Source organism: Curtobacterium sp. VKM Ac-2865 (assembly GCF_015350905.1).
In the GTDB taxonomy this organism is placed as follows: domain Bacteria; phylum Actinomycetota; class Actinomycetes; order Actinomycetales; family Microbacteriaceae; genus Curtobacterium.
Window position 1 is genome coordinate 51,715 of record NZ_JADKRZ010000003.1, and the last position, 19,645, is coordinate 71,359.

The 19,645-nt window shown below is 72.9% G+C and carries 20 protein-coding genes and 1 tRNA gene; 13 read left to right on the top strand and 8 right to left on the bottom strand.

All coding sequences use genetic code 11. The features are described from left to right. The first annotated feature begins 52 nt into the window (after positions 1-52). The 5 genes from ITJ54_RS09080 to ITJ54_RS09100 all read left to right on the top strand — a co-directional run bounded on the left by ITJ54_RS09080 (position 53) and on the right by ITJ54_RS09100 (position 6,656). The gene (locus ITJ54_RS09080; RefSeq protein WP_194627544.1) at positions 53-1,069 is read left to right on the top strand and encodes a substrate-binding domain-containing protein; all 1,017 of its coding nucleotides are present in this window, start codon (positions 53-55) and stop codon (positions 1,067-1,069) included. Between the two features lie 97 nt (positions 1,070-1,166). Then, positions 1,167-3,329 carry an amidase family protein gene (locus ITJ54_RS09085; RefSeq protein WP_194627546.1) on the top strand — a complete coding sequence of 721 codons (2,163 nt, stop codon included), beginning with the start codon at positions 1,167-1,169 and terminating at the stop codon, positions 3,327-3,329. Beyond that, the gene (locus tag ITJ54_RS09090; protein ID WP_194627548.1) at positions 3,326-4,774 is read left to right on the top strand and encodes an amidase; all 1,449 of its coding nucleotides are present in this window, start codon (positions 3,326-3,328) and stop codon (positions 4,772-4,774) included. The genes ITJ54_RS09085 and ITJ54_RS09090 overlap by 4 nt, the downstream gene beginning before the upstream one ends. A gap of 39 nt (positions 4,775-4,813) precedes the next feature. Continuing rightward, entirely contained in the window at positions 4,814-5,608 is a 795-nt protein-coding gene (locus tag ITJ54_RS09095) for a DeoR/GlpR family DNA-binding transcription regulator (RefSeq protein ID WP_194627550.1), read from the top strand. Next, positions 5,598-6,656 (top strand): M20 family metallopeptidase, encoded by a 1,059-nt coding sequence (locus ITJ54_RS09100; protein WP_194627552.1) that lies wholly within the window; start codon positions 5,598-5,600, stop codon positions 6,654-6,656. Before ITJ54_RS09095 ends, ITJ54_RS09100 begins: the two co-directional genes overlap by 11 nt. Before the next feature lie 118 nt (positions 6,657-6,774). Here ITJ54_RS09100 and ITJ54_RS09105 read toward each other — a convergent pair. Next, a tRNA-Gln gene (locus ITJ54_RS09105) sits at positions 6,775-6,846 on the bottom strand. 108 nt (positions 6,847-6,954) lie between these two features. Here ITJ54_RS09105 and ITJ54_RS09110 point away from each other — a divergent pair. Continuing rightward, positions 6,955-7,449, top strand: coding sequence for a MarR family winged helix-turn-helix transcriptional regulator (locus ITJ54_RS09110; RefSeq protein ID WP_194627554.1), 495 nt, complete (start codon positions 6,955-6,957; stop codon positions 7,447-7,449). A gap of 99 nt (positions 7,450-7,548) precedes the next feature. Continuing rightward, entirely contained in the window at positions 7,549-8,871 is a 1,323-nt protein-coding gene (locus ITJ54_RS09115) for a D-alanyl-D-alanine carboxypeptidase/D-alanyl-D-alanine-endopeptidase (protein ID WP_323741654.1), read from the top strand. Positions 8,872-8,968: 97 nt separating this feature from the next. On the opposite strand, the gene ITJ54_RS09120 is transcribed toward ITJ54_RS09115, so the two are convergent. From ITJ54_RS09120 to glp, 7 genes are all read right to left on the bottom strand, one after another. Continuing rightward, on the bottom strand, positions 8,969-10,846 hold the full coding sequence (locus ITJ54_RS09120) for an ABC-F family ATP-binding cassette domain-containing protein (protein ID WP_194627557.1): 1,878 nt from the start codon (positions 10,844-10,846) through the stop codon (positions 8,969-8,971). Between the two features lie 207 nt (positions 10,847-11,053). Further along, positions 11,054-11,740, bottom strand: a complete 687-nt coding sequence (locus ITJ54_RS09125; protein ID WP_194627559.1) for a hypothetical protein — start codon at positions 11,738-11,740, stop codon at positions 11,054-11,056. 7 nt (positions 11,741-11,747) lie between these two features. Continuing rightward, positions 11,748-12,146 (bottom strand): PLDc N-terminal domain-containing protein, encoded by a 399-nt coding sequence (locus ITJ54_RS09130; RefSeq protein WP_194627561.1) that lies wholly within the window; start codon positions 12,144-12,146, stop codon positions 11,748-11,750. Between the two features lie 112 nt (positions 12,147-12,258). Further along, positions 12,259-12,714: a molybdenum cofactor biosynthesis protein MoaE gene (locus ITJ54_RS09135; protein ID WP_323741655.1), complete on the bottom strand. Its 456-nt coding sequence runs from the start codon at positions 12,712-12,714 to the stop codon at positions 12,259-12,261. Next, positions 12,711-13,217 carry a MogA/MoaB family molybdenum cofactor biosynthesis protein gene (locus ITJ54_RS09140; RefSeq protein ID WP_194627563.1) on the bottom strand — a complete coding sequence of 169 codons (507 nt, stop codon included), beginning with the start codon at positions 13,215-13,217 and terminating at the stop codon, positions 12,711-12,713. Before ITJ54_RS09140 ends, ITJ54_RS09135 begins: the two co-directional genes overlap by 4 nt. Further along, complete coding sequence (gene moaC, locus ITJ54_RS09145; protein ID WP_194627565.1) at positions 13,214-13,714, bottom strand: cyclic pyranopterin monophosphate synthase MoaC; 501 nt, start codon at positions 13,712-13,714, stop codon at positions 13,214-13,216. The genes ITJ54_RS09140 and moaC overlap by 4 nt, the downstream gene beginning before the upstream one ends. Next, positions 13,711-14,967 carry a gephyrin-like molybdotransferase Glp gene (glp, locus tag ITJ54_RS09150; protein WP_323741656.1) on the bottom strand — a complete coding sequence of 419 codons (1,257 nt, stop codon included), beginning with the start codon at positions 14,965-14,967 and terminating at the stop codon, positions 13,711-13,713. Before glp ends, moaC begins: the two co-directional genes overlap by 4 nt. A 106-nt stretch (positions 14,968-15,073) precedes the next feature. Here glp and ITJ54_RS09155 point away from each other — a divergent pair, with 106 nt between their 5' ends. The 6 genes from ITJ54_RS09155 to ITJ54_RS09180 all read left to right on the top strand — a co-directional run bounded on the left by ITJ54_RS09155 (position 15,074) and on the right by ITJ54_RS09180 (position 19,611). Beyond that, a complete protein-coding gene (locus ITJ54_RS09155) occupies positions 15,074-15,907 on the top strand; it encodes an MTAP family purine nucleoside phosphorylase (protein ID WP_323741657.1) in 834 nt (277 codons plus the stop codon). Beyond that, positions 15,904-16,986, top strand: a complete 1,083-nt coding sequence (locus ITJ54_RS09160) for an NAD-dependent epimerase/dehydratase family protein (protein WP_194627571.1) — start codon at positions 15,904-15,906, stop codon at positions 16,984-16,986. The genes ITJ54_RS09155 and ITJ54_RS09160 overlap by 4 nt, the downstream gene beginning before the upstream one ends. Before the next feature lie 166 nt (positions 16,987-17,152). Next, complete coding sequence (locus ITJ54_RS09165) at positions 17,153-17,911, top strand: glycosyltransferase family 2 protein (protein ID WP_323741658.1); 759 nt, start codon at positions 17,153-17,155, stop codon at positions 17,909-17,911. Next, positions 17,908-18,576, top strand: coding sequence for a TIGR04282 family arsenosugar biosynthesis glycosyltransferase (locus ITJ54_RS09170; RefSeq protein WP_194627573.1), 669 nt, complete (start codon positions 17,908-17,910; stop codon positions 18,574-18,576). Before ITJ54_RS09165 ends, ITJ54_RS09170 begins: the two co-directional genes overlap by 4 nt. Continuing rightward, positions 18,573-19,241, top strand: a complete 669-nt coding sequence (locus ITJ54_RS09175; protein WP_228509050.1) for a class I SAM-dependent methyltransferase — start codon at positions 18,573-18,575, stop codon at positions 19,239-19,241. Before ITJ54_RS09170 ends, ITJ54_RS09175 begins: the two co-directional genes overlap by 4 nt. Before the next feature lie 124 nt (positions 19,242-19,365). After that, the gene (locus ITJ54_RS09180; protein ID WP_194627575.1) at positions 19,366-19,611 is read left to right on the top strand and encodes a hypothetical protein; all 246 of its coding nucleotides are present in this window, start codon (positions 19,366-19,368) and stop codon (positions 19,609-19,611) included. Positions 19,612-19,645 lie beyond the last annotated feature (34 nt).

A 19,645-nucleotide genomic window follows, 5' to 3' on the forward strand; every position in this document is an offset into this window, starting at 1 on the left:
CCCGCACCACGGCACCACCTCCTGTCCACCCCCTCCCCGCTAGGAGACCACCGTGTCCCGTCCCAAGACCAGCTCCGCCATCGCCGCCGTCTCCGCCATCGGCATCGTCGTGGCCCTCGCCGGCTGCTCCGCCGGCAGCCCCGCCGCGACCGGCGACTCGTCGTCTTCGTCCGGCAAGACCATCGCCATGGTCACCCCGGAGTCGACCGGCGAGTTCTACGGCACCATGTACTGCGGCGCCAAGGCAGCCGCGAAGAAGGAGGGCGTGACCCTGAAGATCCAGGGCACGCCGGAGACCACCACCGACGCCGAGATGCAGGTCCTGCAGTCGGTGCTCGCGACGAACCCCGACGGCCTGCTGCTGACCGTGTGGGACAACACCGCCTTCAACTCGACCCTGAAGGCGTACACCGACGGCGGCAAGCCCCTCGTGATGCCCGACTCGTTCCTGTCGAACGACCAGTACGTGCAGTCCATCCGGACCGACAACTACCAGTCGTCGTACGACGCGGCGGTCCAGGCGCTCAAGGACTTCAAGCTCACGTCGGGCAAGGTCGTCATCGTCACCGACGCCCCGGGCAACCAGGTGCAGTCCGCCCGCGCGAAGGGCTTCAAGGACGCCATCGAGAAGGAGAGCAAGCTCACCCCGCTCGACGTCCAGTACGTCGGTGGCGACTCGGCCAAGGCGTCGCAGACGGTCTCGTCGCAGCTGTCGGCGAACCCCGACGTCAAGCTCGTGTTCTCGACGAACATCGGCGCCGGCACCGGTGCGGCGAACGCCATCGCGGCCTCGGGCACCAAGGGCATCGTGCACATCGGCTACGACACCGCGTCGAACCAGGTGGCAGCGCTCAAGAAGGGCGACTACGACGCCCTCGTCGCACAGGACCCGTACACCGAGGGCTACCAGGCGACCGAGCTGATGGCGAAGCTCATCACCGGCGAGACCAAGGCGTCCGCGGTCGAGAAGAAGACCGTGTACTCGCCCTGGAAGCTCGTCACCAAGGCCAACGTGGACGACGACGACGTGAAGAAGTTCCTCTACACGTCGGACTGCTCCGCGCTCTGACCTGCCGGGTGCGGAGCAGGGCAGGACCCACGCCGTCCGCCTGCTCCGCACCCGCCCCACCCATCCCGTCCTTTCCCCAGCCCCTGGGAGGTGCTCCGTGCTCGACTCCGACATCGCCGACCTGCGCGGGCAACTCCAGCGCGGCGAGACGACGGCACTCGCCCTCGCGCAGCACGCACTCCGTCGCATTGCGAGGATCGACCGCGACGGCCCCCGCCTCGGCGCCGTCCCCGTGCTGGACCCCCGGCTGCTCGAGCGGGCGGCGGCGAGCGACGCAGAGCGCGCCGCGCTGCTCGAGCTGGCGGCGGCTGGGGTCGACGCAGAGCGCGCCGCCGACCTGAACGGACCCGGACCCGGACCCGGACCGCTGCACGGCATCCCCTTCACCCTCAAGGACAGCTTCGCCGTGACCGGCCTGACGGTCGCCGCCGGCTCCCCCGCCTTCGCGACCACCGTCGCCCGCCGCGACGCGGTCGTCGTCGAACGGCTGCTCGCCGCCGGCGCGCTGCTCGTCGGCAAGACGAACATGCCGCCGATGGCGATCGGCGGCGGCCAGGCCGGCCTGTACGGACGCACCCGCAGCCCGTACTCCCCGGAGTGGCTCGCCGCCGCCTGGCACTCCGGCTCCTCGATCGGCAGCGCCGTGGCCGTCGCCGCCGGCTTCTGTTCCTTCGGCATCGGCGAGGAGACCGTGTCGTCCGGCCGTTCCCCGGCGTCGAACAACGCACTCGTGGCGTACACGCCGTCCTGGGGCGTGGTGCCGAGCGTGGGGAACTGGCCGCTGCACCCGTACCGTGACGTGGTCGTGCCGCACACGCGCTCCGTCGCCGATCTGCGCGAGGTGCTCGCCGTCGTCGCCGGCCCCGACGACCGTGACGTGTGGCAGCAGCAGACCGCCGTCGACGTGTCCCGGGCCGAGGCCGTCGCCGCCCGGTTCCGGAAGCGGACACCGGGCCAGGGCCCTCGCCCGCTCGACGGCCTGGTGGTGGGCGTGCCCACCCTGTACGTCCCGGCCCACGACACGGACGCCGACGCCGACGCTCCGCCCTCCGTCCCCCTCCGTCCGAGCATCCGTGCCAGGTGGGACGCCGTCGAACGCGAGCTCGTCGCCGCCGGGGCCCGCGTCGTGCGCGTCAGGTTCCCCCTGGTCGAGGCCGCCGAGGGCCGCGGGACCGCCCCCGCACTCGAGGACACCGGCCACCTGCTCACCGACTGGACCGCCTTCGAGCTCCGCGAGCTGATGACCGCGTCGTGGCAACGCTTCCTCGACGACCACGCCACGGATCCCGTCGCCCTGTCGCAGCTGGCGCCCGGGTCGATCCGACCAGACCCGCCGTACGTGATCGACGCGGTCGAGAACGGCCGACTCCACCCGGGCCGCGACGTCTTCGACTTCACCGCGATCACCCGGGACGCTCCGCTCCCCGACGACCAGGTCGCCGCGCGGGTCGCACCCGCGATCGCCGGCCTGGACCGCGCCCGTCGCGAGCTCTTCGAGGACTGGCTGCGCCGCGAGGGCATCGACGTCGTCGCCTTCCCCGCCAACTCCGACATCGCCCCGTACGACGCGGACGTCGACCAGGAGGCGGCCCGAGCCGCGTGGGCCGACGGGGCCGTCTTCTCCACCACGAACCACGTGCTCCGCCGCGTCGGCATCCCGAGCGTCACGATCCCGATGGGCACCATGGCCGACACCGGCATGCCGGTGGGCGCGACCGTCTGCGGACCGGCCTGGTCGGATGCACACCTCGTCGACGTCGCCGCCGCCCTGGAGGCTCGACTCGCCCCTCGCACGCCGGCTCGCCTGCCCGACGTGGCCGGTCTGGGCACCTCGCGCTCCCCCGCCTCGACCCACTCCATCGCCGTCCCCGAGCCGACCGACCCCGTCACGGCGACGCTGACCGGCACGGCCACGATCGACGACGACGGGGGCGTCACCGTCGAGGTGCAGGCGACCGTCGACGCCGGCGCTGCGACGACGGCGTGGGTCGAGGTCGGGTCGCGGTCCGCCTCCGTGACGACCCGCGGCACCGGTGCCGCGCGCTTCCGCATCGGCCCCGAAGCCCGACGGACGCACCGCGCGACCCGCGTCCTCGCCCTGCTGACGGTCGTCGGCCTGGACGGTCTCGCCGTGGCCGCCGACGTCGTCGACCTCCCCTTCCGCCGCCCGATGCGCGACGACGCCGACCGACCACCGGTGACGCCGTCCAGCACACCTCCCCGGACCCCGTCCGCGCACCCGATCAGGAGCACCCCGTGACGACCACCACCGACACCGACGAGACCACGACCACCACACCGCTGCACTGGCGGACGGCAACCGACCTCCGCGACGCCATGGCCGACGGGTCGCTCACCGCCGTCGAGGTCATGCGCGCCTTCTACGACCGCATCGACGCCACCAACGACGCCGTGAACGTCATCGTGTACCGCCTGCCGCGGGACGAGGCACTCGCACTCGCCGCCACCGCCGACGAGCTCCGTGCCTCCGGGGCGACCCTCGGACCCCTGCACGGTCTGCCGATCGCGATCAAGGACCTGGTCGACGTCGCGGGCATGCCGACCTCGCGCGGGTCGCGAGCGTTCGCGGACCGCGGGCCGATGCCGACCGACGCCCCGCACGTGGCGAAGCTCCGGGCCGCCGGCGCGCTCGTCATCGGCAAGACGAACTCGCCGGAGTTCGGCGTCGGCACCGTCACCTGGAACGAGGTCTTCGGCATCACCCGCAACCCGTTCGACCTGTCCCGGCACGCGGGTGGTTCCACCGGAGGCGTCGCCGCGGTCGCCGCCGGCATGCTGCCCTTCGCGGACGGGTCGGACTCCGGTGGCAGCCTGCGCTACCCGGCGTCGTTCTGCAACGCCGTCGGGCTCCGCACCACACCGGGCCTCGTGCCGGCCGCACAGGGTGCCACGTCCTGGGAACCGCACTCGGTGAACGGCCCCGTCGGTCGGAACTGCCGCGACGTCGCCCTGCTGCTGACCGGCATGTCCGGCACCGACCAGCTCGCGCCGCTGTCCGCGGGCCGTGCCGCCACGACGGAGCTCGGCGACGCCACGGAGACGCCGATCCGTCTGGCCTGGAGCACCGACCTCGGCGGCCTGCCGATCGCGCCGGAGGTCCGCGCGGCCCACGGCGCCACCCGTGCCGCACTCGAGGCCGCCGGCATCGAGGTCGTCGACGTCGAGATCGACACCGATGGCCTCGACGAGACCTGGCAGACGATCGAGCTGTTCGGGTGGTTCGCCCTGCTCGGCACCGATCCGGTCGAGCACCCGGACGCGTACCGCGACGACTTCGTCCGGAACGTGACCGAGGCGTCCGGCTACTCGTCCGGCCGGATCGTCGCCGCGCTCGAGCGCCGGTACCGGGCGTACACGGAGATGGCCGCTCTGCTGGAGGACTTCGACGCGTTCGTCGTCCCCGGCGCACCCGTCGTCGCCCCGGCCGCCGAGGACAAGTGGGTCACCGAGGTCGACGGTGTGCCCTTCGACCGGTACTTCCTGTGGCAGCGCCTCGCCTGTCGCCTCGTGCCGTCCGCGCACCCGGTGCTCGCGATGGCGGCCGGCTTCGGTGCCGACAGCGGACTGCCGATCGGCATCCAGGTCGTCGGCCGCCACGGCGCCGACGGGGAGCTGCTGGCACTCGGCGACCGGCTCGAACGAGTCCTCGGCGTGTCCGACGTGCACCCCGAGCTGGCCTCGTGACTGCCACTACAGTGATCGGCGACGAAGGGGTGGGACGACGTGGGTGACAAGCGCGACCAGCGACTGCTGCGCATCGTCGAGATGCTCGAGGAGGGCGGCAAGGTCGAGACGGCGACGCTCAGTCATGAGCTCGGCGTCACGGAGCTCACCATCCGCCGCGACATCGACCACCTCGACACCCAGGGCATCGCGCGCCGCGTCTACGGCGGTGCGGTCCTGGCCGCCGGACGGAGCTTCGAACCGCCGTTCAGCCTGCGAGTGCGCACGAACGTCGTGGAGAAGCAGGCGATGGCCCGTGCCGTCGTCGACCTGGTCCCCCGCAAGGCGAACGTCGCGATCGACTTCGGCACCAAGGCGTACCACGTGGCGATGGAGATGCGCGGCCGGCACCTCCAGGCCCTCGTCGCCCCGACCAGCGTGCAGGTCATGGAGGTCCTCGGGCAGGAGGAGGACATCCACCTCCTCGTCCCCGGTGGCGAACTCAAGCCGGGCGAGCTGAGCCTGCACGGTTCCGTGACCGAGCAGTTCTTCCGCGCGCACCGCTGGGACGTCGCCGTGGTGAGCGTCGCCGGCATCAGCGCGGAGAGCGACTCGGTGACCGACTTCGACGAGACCGACGCGCGCCTGAAGTCGACCATGATGGCCAGCGCCGACCACGTCATCGTCCTGTGCGAGGCGCGGCACCTCGGCCAGGTGTCGTTCGCGCCCGTCGCGCCGCTCGCCGGCGTGACGACCGTCGTCACCGACGCCGTGGGCCCGAACGAGACCGCCGACGCCCTCGAGCTGCGCGGCATCCAGGTGATCCGCGCGATGGAGACCCACCGTGTCGGTTGACGTCGTCGACCTGACCCAGCACCTCGTCCGCATCCCCTCCGTCTCCGGTTCACCCGGCGAGGCCGCCGTCCTCGACGTGCTCTCCCGCCTGTTCGACGATCGGTACGCGGTCCGCACCCTGGCCGGCCCGGACGGGTCGCTGCGCGCGGTCGCCGTCGTCCCCGCGGTCCCGAACGGCCCGCTCCTGGTGTTCACCGGCCACGTCGACGTCGTGCCGACCGGCGACGAAGCCCTGTGGACGCACCCGCCGTTCTCCGGCGACCTGGCCGAGGGCCGCGTCTGGGGCCGCGGCACCACCGACATGAAGGGCGGCGTCGCGGCGATCGTCGCCGCACTCGACGGCGCACCCGACGGCGCGTCCGTCGCGGCCCTGTTCACCGTGGAGGAAGAGACGGGCAGTCGCGGCGCCGCAGAGGCGGCGACCCTGCTCGACGGACTGGAGGCGCGCCTCCTGGTCGTCGCGGAACCCACCGACGGGCGCGTGGTGCGCGGACACCGCGGGGTCACCTGGCTGCGCGTCGTCACCGACGGCGTCGCCGCCCACGGCAGCACCCCGCACCTGGGACGCAACGCGATCACCGGACTGACCCGCGTGCTCGACCGCGCCGCCACCGAGGGCACCGGGTGGGACACGCTCAACGTCGGGACGATCGGCGGCGGGACCGCCGTCAACGTCGTGCCTGACCGGGCGTGGGCGCAGGTCGACCTGCGCACCGCCGACCCGCTGGCCGACCCGGCCGCCTGGTGGCGGGAGCAGCCCGACCTGGCGGCCGTCGAGTCCGAGCTGACCCTGCCGGCGGTGCTGCTCGACCCCGACGACGCCGAGGTCCGGCGCCTCGGCATCGAGCCGGACGACCGGATCGTCGGGTACTTCACCGACGCAGCGGTGCTGACCGGGGCGCTCGGGTGCGACCGCGTGGTGCTGCTCGGGCCGGGGCAGACCGACCTGGCGCACAAGCGGGACGAGTCCGTCAGCGTGGACGCCCTGCACCGCGCCGTCGTGGAGTACGCGGGGCTGATCGTGCGGTGGGGGCGGAAGCGCCCCTGATCGACACCGCAATCGGCGGTGCTGGTGCCCTGGTGACGTCCTCCGCCGCGGGTCTCGTGTTCCTCCACGCCGTTGCCTGCCCAGGAACCCCCGGCAAGGACCCCGGCATGCGCTGCAGCTCCGCCTCCAGGACTCGAACCCAGACCTAACGGCACCAAAGGCCGTCGTGCTGCCATTACACCAAGGCGGAACGCGCACGGAGGCGCCCGACCATCTTCCCATGCGTCGGACGGTGGGCGTGCGCCGGGGTCCGTGTGCCGCAGTGGCCGCGCGCAGCCCGACCGGCCATGATGGACGGATGCCGGACCAGGACGAAGTCGATCGGATCGTCGCGGCCTGGGGACGGCAGCGGGACGACCTCGACTTCGCGCCGCTGCAGGTGCTCTCCCGGGTGGACCGGCTGGCCCGCCACCTCGACCGGGCACGGCGGGCGGCGTTCGACGCGAGCGGCATGGAGCCGTGGGAGTTCGACGTGCTGTCGGCACTCCGGCGGGCGGGCGATCCGTTCGAGCTCAGCCCGAAGACCCTGCTCCAGCAGACGATGGTGTCGAGCGGCACGATGACGAACCGGGTGGACCGCCTCACGGCACGCGGGCTCGTCGCACGTCGGACCGACCCGAAGGACGGCCGCGGCATCCTCGTGTCCCTGACCGATGCCGGTCGGAGCGCGGTGGACTCGGCGATCGCGGACCTGCTGCAGGCCGAGCGGGACATCCTGACCGTCGTGTCCGCGGGTGAGCAGGACCAGCTCGCGGGGCTCCTGCGCCGACTGATCCTCGGCCTCGGCGACTGAGACGACTCCCGCGGCTTCGTCCGATCGGACGAACGAGCAGCCCTCACTTGGGCCGAGCGGGCGATGCCGGGCGAATGCGTCCAATCGGACGATGGACGTGTGACCAGCCCCCGCTCCTTCCTCCGCCGCTACCCCTACGTCGTCGCGCTCGTCGCAGTGCTCGTCCTCGTCCTCGGCGGCCTCACCGTCGCGGTGACCGCGATCAGCACGGTGCCGGGCCGGGCATCAGCGGCCGAACAGCGCTGCACTGCGGACGACCTCGCCGGCCGGTGGTCCTCCGGTCAGCTGCACCTCGACGCCCGGTCGGTCCGGACCGGGGCGACGGTGCTCGCCGTGCGCGGAGACCAGCCGACACAGACCGGCAGCACGATGAAGCTCGTCACGGCATCGGCAGCGCTGACGGCCCTCGGCGCGGACCACCGCTTCACCACCAGGGTGGTCAGCGGGCCCTCCCCCGACGCCGTCGTCCTGGTCGGTGGCGGGGACCCGACCCTCAGCCGACTGGCCTCCGGCAAGGACGGTGTCTACCCGGGCGCCCCGCACCTCGACGACCTCGCACGGCAGGTCCGCGCGGCACACCCCGGGCCGATCCGGCTCGTGCAGGTCGACACCGCCCTGTTCGACGGTCCCGCATGGCACCCGAGCTGGACCGAGAGCGCCCGCACGAGCGGCAGCGTCTCGAACATCACCGCGCTCATGGTGGACGGCGACCGGGACGACCCGACCGAGGCCTACTCGCTCCGCAGCGACACCGCGGTGTCACGTGCGGCGACGTCCTTCGCGACCCTGCTCGGCCCGGACGTCCAGGTCGAGACCGCGTCCGTCGGCGTGCCGAAGGCGGCGACGACGCTCGGATCCGTCCGGTCGGCGACGGTGTCGGAGCTCGTCGGGACGCTGCTCACCCACTCGGACGACACGCTCGCCGAGGTCCTGGCCCGGCACGTCGCGGTCGCCGAGGGCACCGGTCGCTCGTTCGACGCGATCCAGACCGGCACGACGACGGCGCTCCGGCACGTCGGTGTCCCGACGAGCGGCCTGCGCCTGGTCGACGGCTCCGGGCTCAGCGGGGACAACCGCGTGCCGGCGGCGTTCCTGACGCAACTGATGCGGGTCGTCGTGCAGCACCGGGACGGCCTCGCCCCGGTCGACGCGGGCCTGGCGGTCGCGGGGAAGACCGGCACGCTCGCGGAGCACGGCCGCTTCACCGGCCCCGCGAGTGACGCCCGCGGGCACGTCCGCGGCAAGACCGGGACGCTCGACGACATGTTCGGGCTGACCGGGGTGACGGACGAGGTCGGCGGTGACCGCATCGTCTTCACGGTCTTCGCCGAGGGCACGGGCGACGCCGAGGCCCGCCAGGAGATCGACCGACTGGCCGCATCCCTGTGGCGCTGCGGCGGCGACGCACCGGCCCTCCGCTGACCACGTCGCGCCCAGTCATGGACATCGCGCCCCGTCACATCGGGGTGCGACGTTCACGGCGGGGCGCGACGGGCAGCGGGCAGCCGCCGCCCCGGGACTACACCCCGAGCTGCTCCGCGATCTCGAGCCAGCGTTCCTCGAGCTGCTCGATCTCGGCCTCAAGCGCAGCGAGCTTCGCCTGCAGCTCCCCCAGCCCGGCGTAGTCCGACTGGTCGTGCCCCGCGAAGAGGTCGAGCATGGTCTGCCGGTCAACCCCCAACCGGGCGATCCTGCGGTCGAGCGCCGACATCTCCTTCTCCACCGTCCGCCGCTCCGACCCCGACAACCCGGACGCAGCAGCGGACCCACCGGACCCGGCCCCGTGCCCTGCACCCGGCCCCGAGGCGGTGGTGCCGGACCCTGACCCGGCCGTGTCGGGCCTCCCGGCCGTGGCGGCGGCAGCCGCAGACGCGGTCCCACCACCGGTGCCGGCCGCACGGAGCCGCATGTACTCGTCGACGCCGCCCGGCAGGTGCCGGAGGTGACCGCCGAGGACGGCGTACTGCTGGTCGGTGACCCGCTCGAGCAGGTACCGGTCGTGCGAGACGACGAGCAGGGTGCCGGGCCAGGTGTCGAGGAGGTCCTCCATCGCGGCGAGCATGTCCGTGTCGAGGTCGTTCGTCGGCTCATCGAGGATGAGCAGGTTCGGCTCGTCGAGCAGGATGAGCATGAGCTGCAGGCGGCGCTTCTGCCCACCGGACAGGTCCTTGACCGGGGTGGAGAGCTGCTCGGCCGTGAAGCCCAGGCGCTCCAGGAGCTGCGACGGCGTCATCTCCTTGCCGTCGGCGACGTAGCTGGTCTTCTTGCGGGCCACGACCTCGCGGACGCGGTCGTTCGCGAACTGCGCCAGGTCCGCGAGCTGCTGGTCGAGCACCGCTACCTGTACGGTCTTGCCGGTCTTCACCCGGCCCGCGGTCGGCTGGAGCCGTCCCGCGATGAGCGCGAGCAGCGTCGACTTGCCCGCGCCGTTCGGCCCCAGGATCCCGGTCCGCTCACCCGGGGCGATGCGCCACTCGATGCTGCGGATGGTCGGCTCGTCGGCGCCCGGGAAGGTCAGACCGACGTCGAGCAGGTCGACGACGTCCTTGCCGAGGCGTGCCGTCGCGGTCTTCGCCAGGGCGACGCCGTCACGGATGGGCGGGACGTCGTCGATCAGGGCGTTCGCCGCGTCGATGCGGAACTTCGGCTTGCTCGTGCGGGCCGGCGCACCGCGGCGGAGCCACGCGAGCTCCTTGCGCGCCAGGTTCTGCCGACGCTGCTCGCTCGAGGCGGCCTGCCGGTCACGCTCGACGCGCTGCAGGATGTAGGCCGCGTAGCCGCCCTCGAAGGGCTCGACGATGCCGTCGTGGACCTCCCAGGTGTCGGTCGACACCGCGTCGAGGAACCACCGGTCGTGCGTCACGACGACGAGCCCGCCCTGGTTCGCCGGCCAGCGCCGGTTGATGTGCTCCGCGAGCCACTGGATGCCCTCGACGTCCAGGTGGTTGGTCGGTTCGTCGAGGAACAGCACGTCCCAGTCGCCGACCAGCAGCCGGGCGAGCGCCACCCGTCGACGCTGTCCACCCGACAGGTCGTCGACCGTCACGTCCCAGGGGATGTCCGACACGAGTCCGCCGATCACGTCGCGGATCTTCGGGTCGCCCGCCCACTCGTGCTCCGCGCGGTCGCCGACGACGACGCTGCCGACGGTCTCGCCCGACGGCAGCTCGTCGCGCTGGTCGAGCGAGCCGACGGTCACCCCACGGCGGTGCGTCACGCGGCCCGTGTCCGGGTCGAGGCGCTTCGACAGCAGGCTCAGGAGCGTCGACTTGCCGTCGCCGTTGCGGCCGACCACGCCGATGCGGTCACCCTCGTCGATGCCGATGGTGACGCTGTCGAAGACGGTGCGGGTGGGGAACTCGAGATGCAGGTTCTCGGCGCCGAGGAGATGTGCCACCCGTCAAGGGTAGGTGGTGCGAGGGCGGGGTCGGCGCGGGGTGCGGGTGCGGGTGCGGGTGCGGCGCGGGGCCGCTCCGGCTGGTGCGAGGTTGCCCACACCGTGCGAGGTCGTGCCGCCGCACGGGGCGACCAAGCTCGCACCGCCCGGCTGCGCGCGCACCGTGCGACCCGCACGTGGTCCCGACGGACAGCCGGGAGGCTCGGCTCAGCTCCCCGGCGCCGGCTCGCCCCCGTCAGACGGGTGCGCTGCGAGGAAGGCGCGCAGACGGCGTCGCTGACGGACGGCTGAAGCCACTCCGACCACCCAGAGGACCGCGAGGCCGAGATGGACAGCTCCGGTCCACTCCCCCCAACCCACGGCCACCTGCCCGATCGAGAAGGGCAGCAATCCGCTGATGAGACAGAGCATCCATCCGATCTGGCTCATGCGCGTCAAGGCGACACGACGGAGGCTCGACCTGCGGGCCGGGTCCTCCTGCGCGCGGCCACGGAACACGTCGTTGATCGCCCGTCGTTGCGCTCGAGGCAGCTCCTGGGTCGGCTCCCGCCACGACCAACTGATGCCACCGCGCCGGATGAGCACGACGACGCCGACCGCCCAGACCACCACCGCGACGACGAATGCAGCGATGCCGATGACCCCTCGAACGGTCGACACCGAAGTGGTCGCGGACCGATCGACGTCGCCCGGCAAGACCGTCGCGGTCACCCATCCTGCCGCGAGGCCCAGGATCACGATGGCGACGGCAGCCCAGAGCAGGAAACGGACTCGACCACGATCTGGCCGTCGGGGGTCACCGTCCTCGGTGAGGTTGCCGTCGAGGCGTCGGTCGATCGCGTTCCACTGCTCGTCGGTGACGATGTCTGTGGCGTAGGTGGTCTCGGTGGTCATCGGCGGGTCAGAGCGACGAGGCGGTGTCGCCCTCGCCCGCAGCTTCCTTCGCGCGCTTCAGCCGGGCCTTGGCCTCCCAGAACTCGATCTCGCGGTCGAGCTCGGCGAGCTCCTGCTCCGTCGTGGTCACGCGGCGGTCGCCGTGCGCCGCCCGGGCGTGACCGAGGGTGGGGTGCTGGTCCTCGTGGCGGTTCGGCTCGATGTACCGGCCGTGGTTGCGAGGACCGGGAGCCCAGTCGTGCCCGATCGCGAACCACACGACGCTGCCGACGACGGGGACCAGGATCACGAGGATCACCCACGCGATCTTCGGGAGGCCGCGGATCTGGTCGTCCGTCTTCGTCAGGATGTCGATCAGTGCGAACACCAGCAGGACGATGGTGACCCCGGACAACAGCACGCTCATGACGTCGAATCCTATGGATCAGCGGTGAACTGCGCCACGCACCCCTTCGCGGGGTGCGGTTCCCCGCGGCGAGCCCTGCGGAGTTCTCAGGAACGGGGTACGCGTCCGGCGGTCACAGGGACGCGACCCACTCGTCCGAGCCGTCGGTGAAGCGCTGGTGCTTCCAGATCGGCGTGCGTTCCTTCACCAGGTCGATGAGCGCGGCGCAGGCGGTGAACGCGTCCGCCCGGTGCGACGAGGACACCGCTGCGGCGAGGGCCACGTCACCGACGACGAGTGCCCCCACCCGGTGCAGGACGGCGACCCGCACCCCGGGGTGGTCGGCCGCGATCGTGCGGGCGACCTCAGCGATGACGCTGCCGGCGCTGGGGTGCTGTTCGTAGTCGAGTGCGGTGACGCCCTTGCCGCCGTCGTGGTCGCGCACCACACCCGCGAAGGTCACGACGGCGCCGTCCTGGTCGGTGGCGACGCCCGCGGCGACCTCGTCCACGGAGATCACCCGGTCGACGACGTCGGCGACGACCACGCGGTCGGCACCGTGGTCGGCGGCACCGTCGACCGCGGTCACGACGCGCTCCGGGGCGCGTGGCCCTCGCCGTGCAGCTGGGCGAGCAGGTGCTCGAGGAGTCCGTCGAGGACGTCGAGCCCGTCGGACACCCCGCCGCGGGACCCGGGCAGCGTGATGACGAACGCTCCGCCCGCGATGCCGGCGACCCCGCGGCTGAGCAGTGCGGTGGGCCCGGCACCGGCGAGACCCCGGCGCCGGATCTCCTCGACGATCCCGGGGAGTTGCAGGTCGAGCAGGGGCGCCACGGCCTCGGGGGTGCGGTCGGTGGGCGTGACGCCGGTGCCGCCCGTGGTGATGACCACGCGGGCCTCGGCGAGGAGCTCGCTCGTGACGGTCTCGGCGACCGGACCGCCGTCGGCGACGATGACCGGCTCGGGGACCGCGAAGTCGTGGTCGCGGAGCCAGGCCGCGATGACGGGACCGGTGCGGTCGAGCGTGGGGTCGGCGGCAGCCTGGGTGGACACGACGACCACCGCGGCTCGGCCTCTGCTCAGCAGGTTCATCGTGCGCTCCAGTCCCCGGACCGACCGCCGTGCTTCTCGAGCACGCGGACGTCCGTGATCGTGGCGGCTCGGTCCACCGCCTTGACCATGTCGTACACCGTGAGGGCACCGACGCTCGCGCCGGTCAGGGCCTCCATCTCGACGCCGGTGCGTGAGGTGGTGCGGACGGAGACCTCGACGACCACGCGGTCGCCGGCTCCGGTGATGTCGACCTCGACGCCGGCGATCGGCAGCGGGTGACAGAGCGGGATGAGGTCGGAGGTCTTCTTCACCGCCATGATCGCGGCGATCCGTGCGGTGCCGATGACCTCGCCCTTGGGCAGCGAGCCGTCGAGGATGCGCTCGACGACGTCCGGGCGGGTGACGAGCGTCGCGGTGGCCGTCGCCGAACGGTCGGTGACGTCCTTCTCCGAGACGTCGACCATGTGCGCGCTGCCGTCCGCACGAACGTGGGACAGGTCGTCGGACGCCCTGGAGGCGGTGGTGTCGTCGGTCATCGGAGGCTCCAGACGGTCAGGGGGTCGCCGGGTTCGACGGCCGCGGTGCCGACGGGCACGTGCACCAGGTGCGTGGCGTCGGCGTAGTGGGCGAGGAGGTGCGAGGACGGACCGCCGACGAAGTGCACGAGGCCGTCCTGCACCCGGCCACGACGGACCTGGTGCTTGCCCTCGGGCGACACGGCAGCCGACGCCGCGGGCAGCACCTGCGTGGCCCGCGACTCGGGCATCCGGGCGGCGCGGGCGAGCAGCGGGCGGAGGAAGACCTCGAACGACACCAGCGCCGACACCGGGTTGCCCGGGAAGGACACGACCGGCACGGGACGCCCCGCGATGGACACGGTGCCCGATGCCTGCGGACCGCCCGGCTGCATCGCGACCGGGGTGACCGCGAGCCCGCGGGGCTCGAGGGCCTGCCGGACGACCTCGTACGCCCCGGCGCTGATCCCGCCGGTCGTGAGCACGAGGTCGGCCCAGTCCCCCACGGCGGCATCGAGTGCGGCGAGGAAGCGGGGTTCGTCGTCGGGCACGCGCGCGATCCGGGACTCGACCCCGACCTCGGCGAGCGCCGCCCGCAGCGCGACGCCGTTCGCGTCGTTGATCGCGGCGCCGGCGCCGGCAGCGTCTGCGAGTCCGGACAGCTCGGAGCCGGTCGACACGACGAGCACCCGCGGACGTCGGACCAGCTCGATCCGCTTGACGCCCGCAGCCGCGAGCGCCCCGAGGACGGCCGGTGTCAGCGCCGCCCCTGCCGTGACGACCGGAGCCCCGAGCGCCAGGTCGGACCCGGTGGTGCGCACGTAGGTGCCCGGAGCCAGGTCGGCCGGCACGTCCACCATGGTCAGGGACAGCGCTGCCGGGAACGCTCCGGGCTCCGTGGCCTCGACCGGGAACACGGCATCCGCGCCGTCGGGGATGCGCGCGCCGGTCATGATCGGCGCCGCCGTGCCCGGGTCCAGTGGCGCCGGGACGACCCCGGCCGGGATCGGCTCCCCGACGCGCAGCGTCGTGCCGGCGTCCGCGGAGCGGACCGCGAAGCCGTCCATCTGGCTGTTGTCGAACGGTGGGAGCGGCATCGGCGAGCCGACGGCCCGTCCGAGCACGCGGTAGCCGTGTCCGGCGCCGGTGTCGGCAGCGAGGTCGTCGACGAGCCGGGCCTCCAGTCCGTCGTCCCCGATCACGTCTGCCAGCGTGAGCAGCACGGGTGCGACCAGGGCTTCCAGCTCGCGCTGGTGGTGACCGATCGTTCGCACGGCTGCCTCCGAAGGACTCGATGCAGCCCACGCGGGCTGCCTGTCAGTAGCGTAACCAGCGCGCTCGGCGCACCCCTGACGATCCGGAGGACCTGTGGAGAACGACGTGACCGCGAACATCGGTGTGATCGGAGGCTCCGGCCTCTACGAGCTCTTCGCACCGGGCACCGCAGACGAGATCGACGTCCCGACGCCGTTCGGGGCGACCTCGTCCCCGATCACGATCGGCACGATGGCAGGGAAGCGCGTCGCCTTCCTGACCCGGCACGGGCGCGAGCACTCGGTCGCACCGCACCGCATCAACCACCGCGCGAACCTGTGGGCGCTCCGCTCCCTCGGTGTCCGTGCGATCGTGTCGTCGAGCGCCGTCGGTGGCCTGCACCCCGACTACGCGCCCGGCACCTTCGTCGTGACGGACCAGCTCATCGACCGCACCTGGGGTCGCTCGGACACGTTCTTCGAGGACGCCGTGCAGCACCTCTCCTTCGCCGACCCCTTCGACCCGGTGCTCCGCCGGGCAGCGGTCGACGCGGTCGCGGGCCTCGACGTCCCGTTCCGCCCGACCGGCACGTGCGTGGTCATCCAGGGCCCGCGCTTCTCGACCCGCGCGGAGTCGGTCTGGCTGCGTGAGGCCGGCGGACACACGATCAACATGACCATGACGCCCGAGGTGCCGCTCGCCGCGGAGCTCGGCATCGGGACCGTCAACCTGTCGTTCGTCACCGACGCCGACGCCGGACTCGCGCCCACGGAGGACGAGGCCGCAGCCGCCACGGAGGCACCGGTCTCGCACGCGATGGTGATGGAACGGCTCGCCCGCGCGAACGAGGTCATCGTCCGCGCGATCGGGTCGATCGTCGCCGCGGTCCCCGACGACTACACACCGCGCGAGCTCGTCCCCGCGGCGGCCAGTGCGAGCGTCATGGCGGTCGGCGCGTGAGCCGCCTGCTGGTGACGGGCGGCGCGGGCTTCATCGGCTCCGCGATCGTCCGCCGCGCCCTGGCCGACGGGCACGAGGTGCGCGTGCTCGACTCCCTCCGCACCGACGTGCACGGGGGCGTCGACGGTGGTGTCGCTGCAGTCGCGGCCGACCACCAGGCCCGCGGCGTCGAGTTCATCCAGGGCGACGTGCGCGACCGGGTGGCGCTCGACGCGGCCCTCGACGGCATCGACGTCGTCTGCCACCAGGCCGCCAAGGTCGGGCTCGGCGTCGACTTCCAGGACGCGCCCGACTACGTCTCGAGCAACGACGCCGGCACGGCCTGCGTCCTAGCAGGGATGGACCGGCTCAACATCCTCCGACTGGTCGTGGCGAGCTCGATGGTCGTCTACGGCGAGGGCGCCTACGCCACGTCGACCGGTTCACCGATGCGACCGCCGGCCCGTCGCCGCGAGGACCTGGACGCCGGGCGCTTCGACCCGATCGGACCCGACGGGCAGCCGCTCGTCCCCGGGCTGATCGACGAGTCCGCCGCCCTCGACCCGCGGAACGTCTACGCGCAGACGAAGGTCGCGCAGGAGCACCTGGCCTCCTCGTGGGCCCGGGCCACCGGCGGCCGGGCGATCGCGCTCCGCTACCACAACGTCTACGGACCGGGCATGCCCGCGAACACGCCCTACGCCGGTGTCGCCTCGCTGTTCCGCAGTGCGATCGCCCGCGGCGAGGCACCCCGGGTCTTCGAGGACGGCGCCCAGCGTCGCGACTTCGTGCACGTGGACGACGTCGCCGGCGCGAACCTGGCGTCGATCGGCGCGACCGAGACCATGCCTGCTGACTCCTTCCGGGCGTACAACGTCGGCTCGGGCACGGTCCACACCATCGGCGACATGGCCGCGGCGATCGCCGGCACCGCGGGGTTCGAGCCCGTCGTGACCGGGGAGTACCGGCTCGGCGACGTCCGACACGTCACCGCGTCGTCAGCGCGCATCGCGGACGAGCTCGGGTGGCGTGCGGAGGTCGACTTCGAGCGCGGGATGCGCGAGTTCGCGGACGCTCCGCTGCGGGCGGCGGTGCGCTGACCGGTCCGGGCGGGGACGTCGAGGGGGACACGCACGGCCCCGGCCGCTTTGCGCGTCCCCCGGAGACGGGGTGGGGTAGACCGGACATTCGCAGCCGCTGTCCGGTTGCCTGGTGTGCATGGCAACGTCGACCAACCGAAACAGCTCCGCGCACCGAATGGTGGGCATGAAGGTCGACGTCATCCTCCCCTGTCTCGACGAGGCCGACGCGCTGCCGTCGGTCATCGGCCGCCTGCCCGAGGGATATCGTGCGATCGTCGTCGACAACGGGTCGACCGACGGTTCCGCTGACATCGCCCGTGCGCTAGGTGCGACCGTCGTCACCGAGTCCCGCCGCGGTTTCGGCTCGGCCTGTGCCGCCGGGGTCGCCGCCGCCACCGCCGACTTCGTCGCCTTCTGCGACGCCGACGCGTCGATGGACCCCGCCGAGCTCCCGCCGCTCGTCGACCGCGTCGCCTCCGGCCGCGTCGACCTGGCACTCGGCCGCCGCGTCCCGACCACCCGCGGCGCCTGGGCACCGCACGCCCGGTTCGCCAACCGCGTGCTCGCCGTGCTCATGCACCGGGCGACCGGCTACCGCCTCCGCGACCTCGGCCCGATGCGCGTCATGCGCCGCGAGGACCTCGTCGCCCTCGACCTGCAGGACCGCCGCAGCGGCTACCCGCTCGAGATGGTGCTGGCAGCGCACGCCGCCGGCTGGCTCGTCGACGAGTCCGACATCGGCTACGCGCAGCGCGTCGGCGACAGCAAGGTCACCGGCACGCTCCGCGGCACGATCAACGCGGTGAAGGACATGACGCGGCTGCTCCGGGAGTACCGCCGGGAGGCCCGGACAACCACCGTCGCGCCGGCCCGTCTCCGCCACACGGTCGGCTCCACGGCCCCCACCACCGACAGCACGCCGGTTGCGGAGGTTCGCTCGTGACCGCCGACAGCACGACACTGGTCCCGCTGACCGTCGTCGTCATCGCGAAGGAGTGCCTGCCCGGCAAGGTGAAGACCCGCCTGACCCCGGCGCTCTCCCCCGAAGCCGCGGCCCGGGTCGCCGCCGCGAGCCTCGACGACACGCTCACCACCATCACCGCCCTGCCCGTGACGCGCCGCGTCCTGTTCTTCGACGGCACCGTGGTCCCCGACGCAGCCGCGGGCTTCGACATGCTCCACCAGCCCGGTGGCGGTCTCGACGAGCGTCTCGGGTTCCTCTTCGACACGATGACCGGCCCGACCCTGCTCGTCGGCATGGACACCCCGCAGCTCTCCGCTGCCGACCTCGCCCCGGTGCTCGACGCCCCCGAGCGCGACGCCTGGTTCGGTCCGGCCGAGGACGGCGGCTTCTGGTCCCTGTCCCTCGGACGGCCCGACGGCGCGCTCCTCCGTGGTGTGCCGATGTCCCAGGACGACACCGGCGCCGTCCAGCTCGCACGCCTCACCGACGCCGGTCTCGATGTCGGCACCCTCACCACCCTGCTCGACGTGGACACGGTCCCGGACGCCCAGCGCGTCGCCGACCTCGCCCCCACGTCCGCGTTCGCCACGGCCCTGCACGCCGAACCGGTGGACGCCTCCGTCACGACTGGACCCATCCGATGAGCGACATCACCCAGACCGCAGTCACCTTCGGCACCGGCGGCGACGAGCCCTACGCTCGTGCGCTCCGCACCGACGGCCGCCTGCGGCTCACCGACCTCGGCCGTCCCGACGCCGACGTGACCATGGACGTCGGCCGCTGGAACGCCGCTGCGGACCGGGTCGACCGTTCCCTGCTCGAGGACGTCGACGGCCCCGTGATCGACATCGGCTGCGGCCCCGGGCGGATGCTCGTCGCCGCGATGGCGCTCGGGATCCCGGCGCTCGGCGTCGACGTCTCCGCCGAGGCCGTGGCGATCGCGACCCGCTCCGGCGGCCGCGCCGTCCAGGGTTCGGTCTTCGACACCGTGCCGGACGAGGGCCGCTGGGACACCGCGCTCGTCCTCGACGGCAACATCGGCATCGGCGGGGACCCCGTCGCCCTGCTCGCCCGCTGTCGGGACATCGTCCGCGTCGGCGGCCGGGTGGTCGTCGAGACGCACACCGACCGCACCGCCGACCGGACCTACCAGGCGCGCGTCGTCGACACCGACGGCCACGCCAGCGCCGAGTTCCCGTGGGCCGAGGTCGGCCTCGACGCCCTGCGCCGGCACGCAGCCGACGTCGGGCTGGTCACGCGGTCGAGCTGGACCGCTGCCGGCCGGAGCTTCTGCGAGCTCGTGGCCTGACCCTCCGATGACCGCGTTGTTTTGCACAGTGCAAGACAACGCGGTACGGTGGTGGTTCCAGTCGACGACGTCGGAGTCGTCGCACTGGTGGCTCCTCGCGCGTCGCACCACCCGAGGAGACCCCATGACGCAGCACACCTCCCCGCTCGGCGGCTCGTACGTGTCCAGCACCGAGCAGCGTGACGAGCGCGGCACCTTCACGGGCTCGCGCTCGATCGACGTCGTCGGCACCTACACGGGCGTCGCGATCACCGGCCGTCTCGGGCGTTTCGTCGACGTGCAGTCCGTCCGCCCGGGCACCGCCACGGCCGCGAACCGGACCGTGACCGGCTCGTTCCGCACCGCGACCGGGTCGTTCCGCACCGCGTGAGTCGGCGTCCCTGAGCGTGTCCTGGCGGACGATG

Bases quoted from the DNA above. Each gene is read 5' to 3' on its own strand.
- moaC (WP_194627565.1), bottom strand. From the start codon at position 13,714: ATGACCGACGACACCACCGCCTCCAGGGCGTCCGACGACCTGTCCCAC.
- ITJ54_RS09125 (WP_194627559.1), bottom strand. From the start codon at position 11,740: ATGACCACCGAGACCACCTACGCCACAGACATCGTCACCGACGAGCAG.
- ITJ54_RS09165 (WP_323741658.1), top strand. From the start codon at position 17,153: ATGAAGGTCGACGTCATCCTCCCCTGTCTCGACGAGGCCGACGCGCTG.
- ITJ54_RS09140 (WP_194627563.1), bottom strand. From the start codon at position 13,217: ATGAACCTGCTGAGCAGAGGCCGAGCCGCGGTGGTCGTCGTGTCCACC.
- ITJ54_RS09175 (WP_228509050.1), top strand. From the start codon at position 18,573: ATGAGCGACATCACCCAGACCGCAGTCACCTTCGGCACCGGCGGCGAC.
- ITJ54_RS09110 (WP_194627554.1), top strand. From the start codon at position 6,955: ATGCCGGACCAGGACGAAGTCGATCGGATCGTCGCGGCCTGGGGACGG.
- ITJ54_RS09180 (WP_194627575.1), top strand. From the start codon at position 19,366: ATGACGCAGCACACCTCCCCGCTCGGCGGCTCGTACGTGTCCAGCACC.
- ITJ54_RS09130 (WP_194627561.1), bottom strand. From the start codon at position 12,146: ATGAGCGTGCTGTTGTCCGGGGTCACCATCGTCCTGCTGGTGTTCGCA.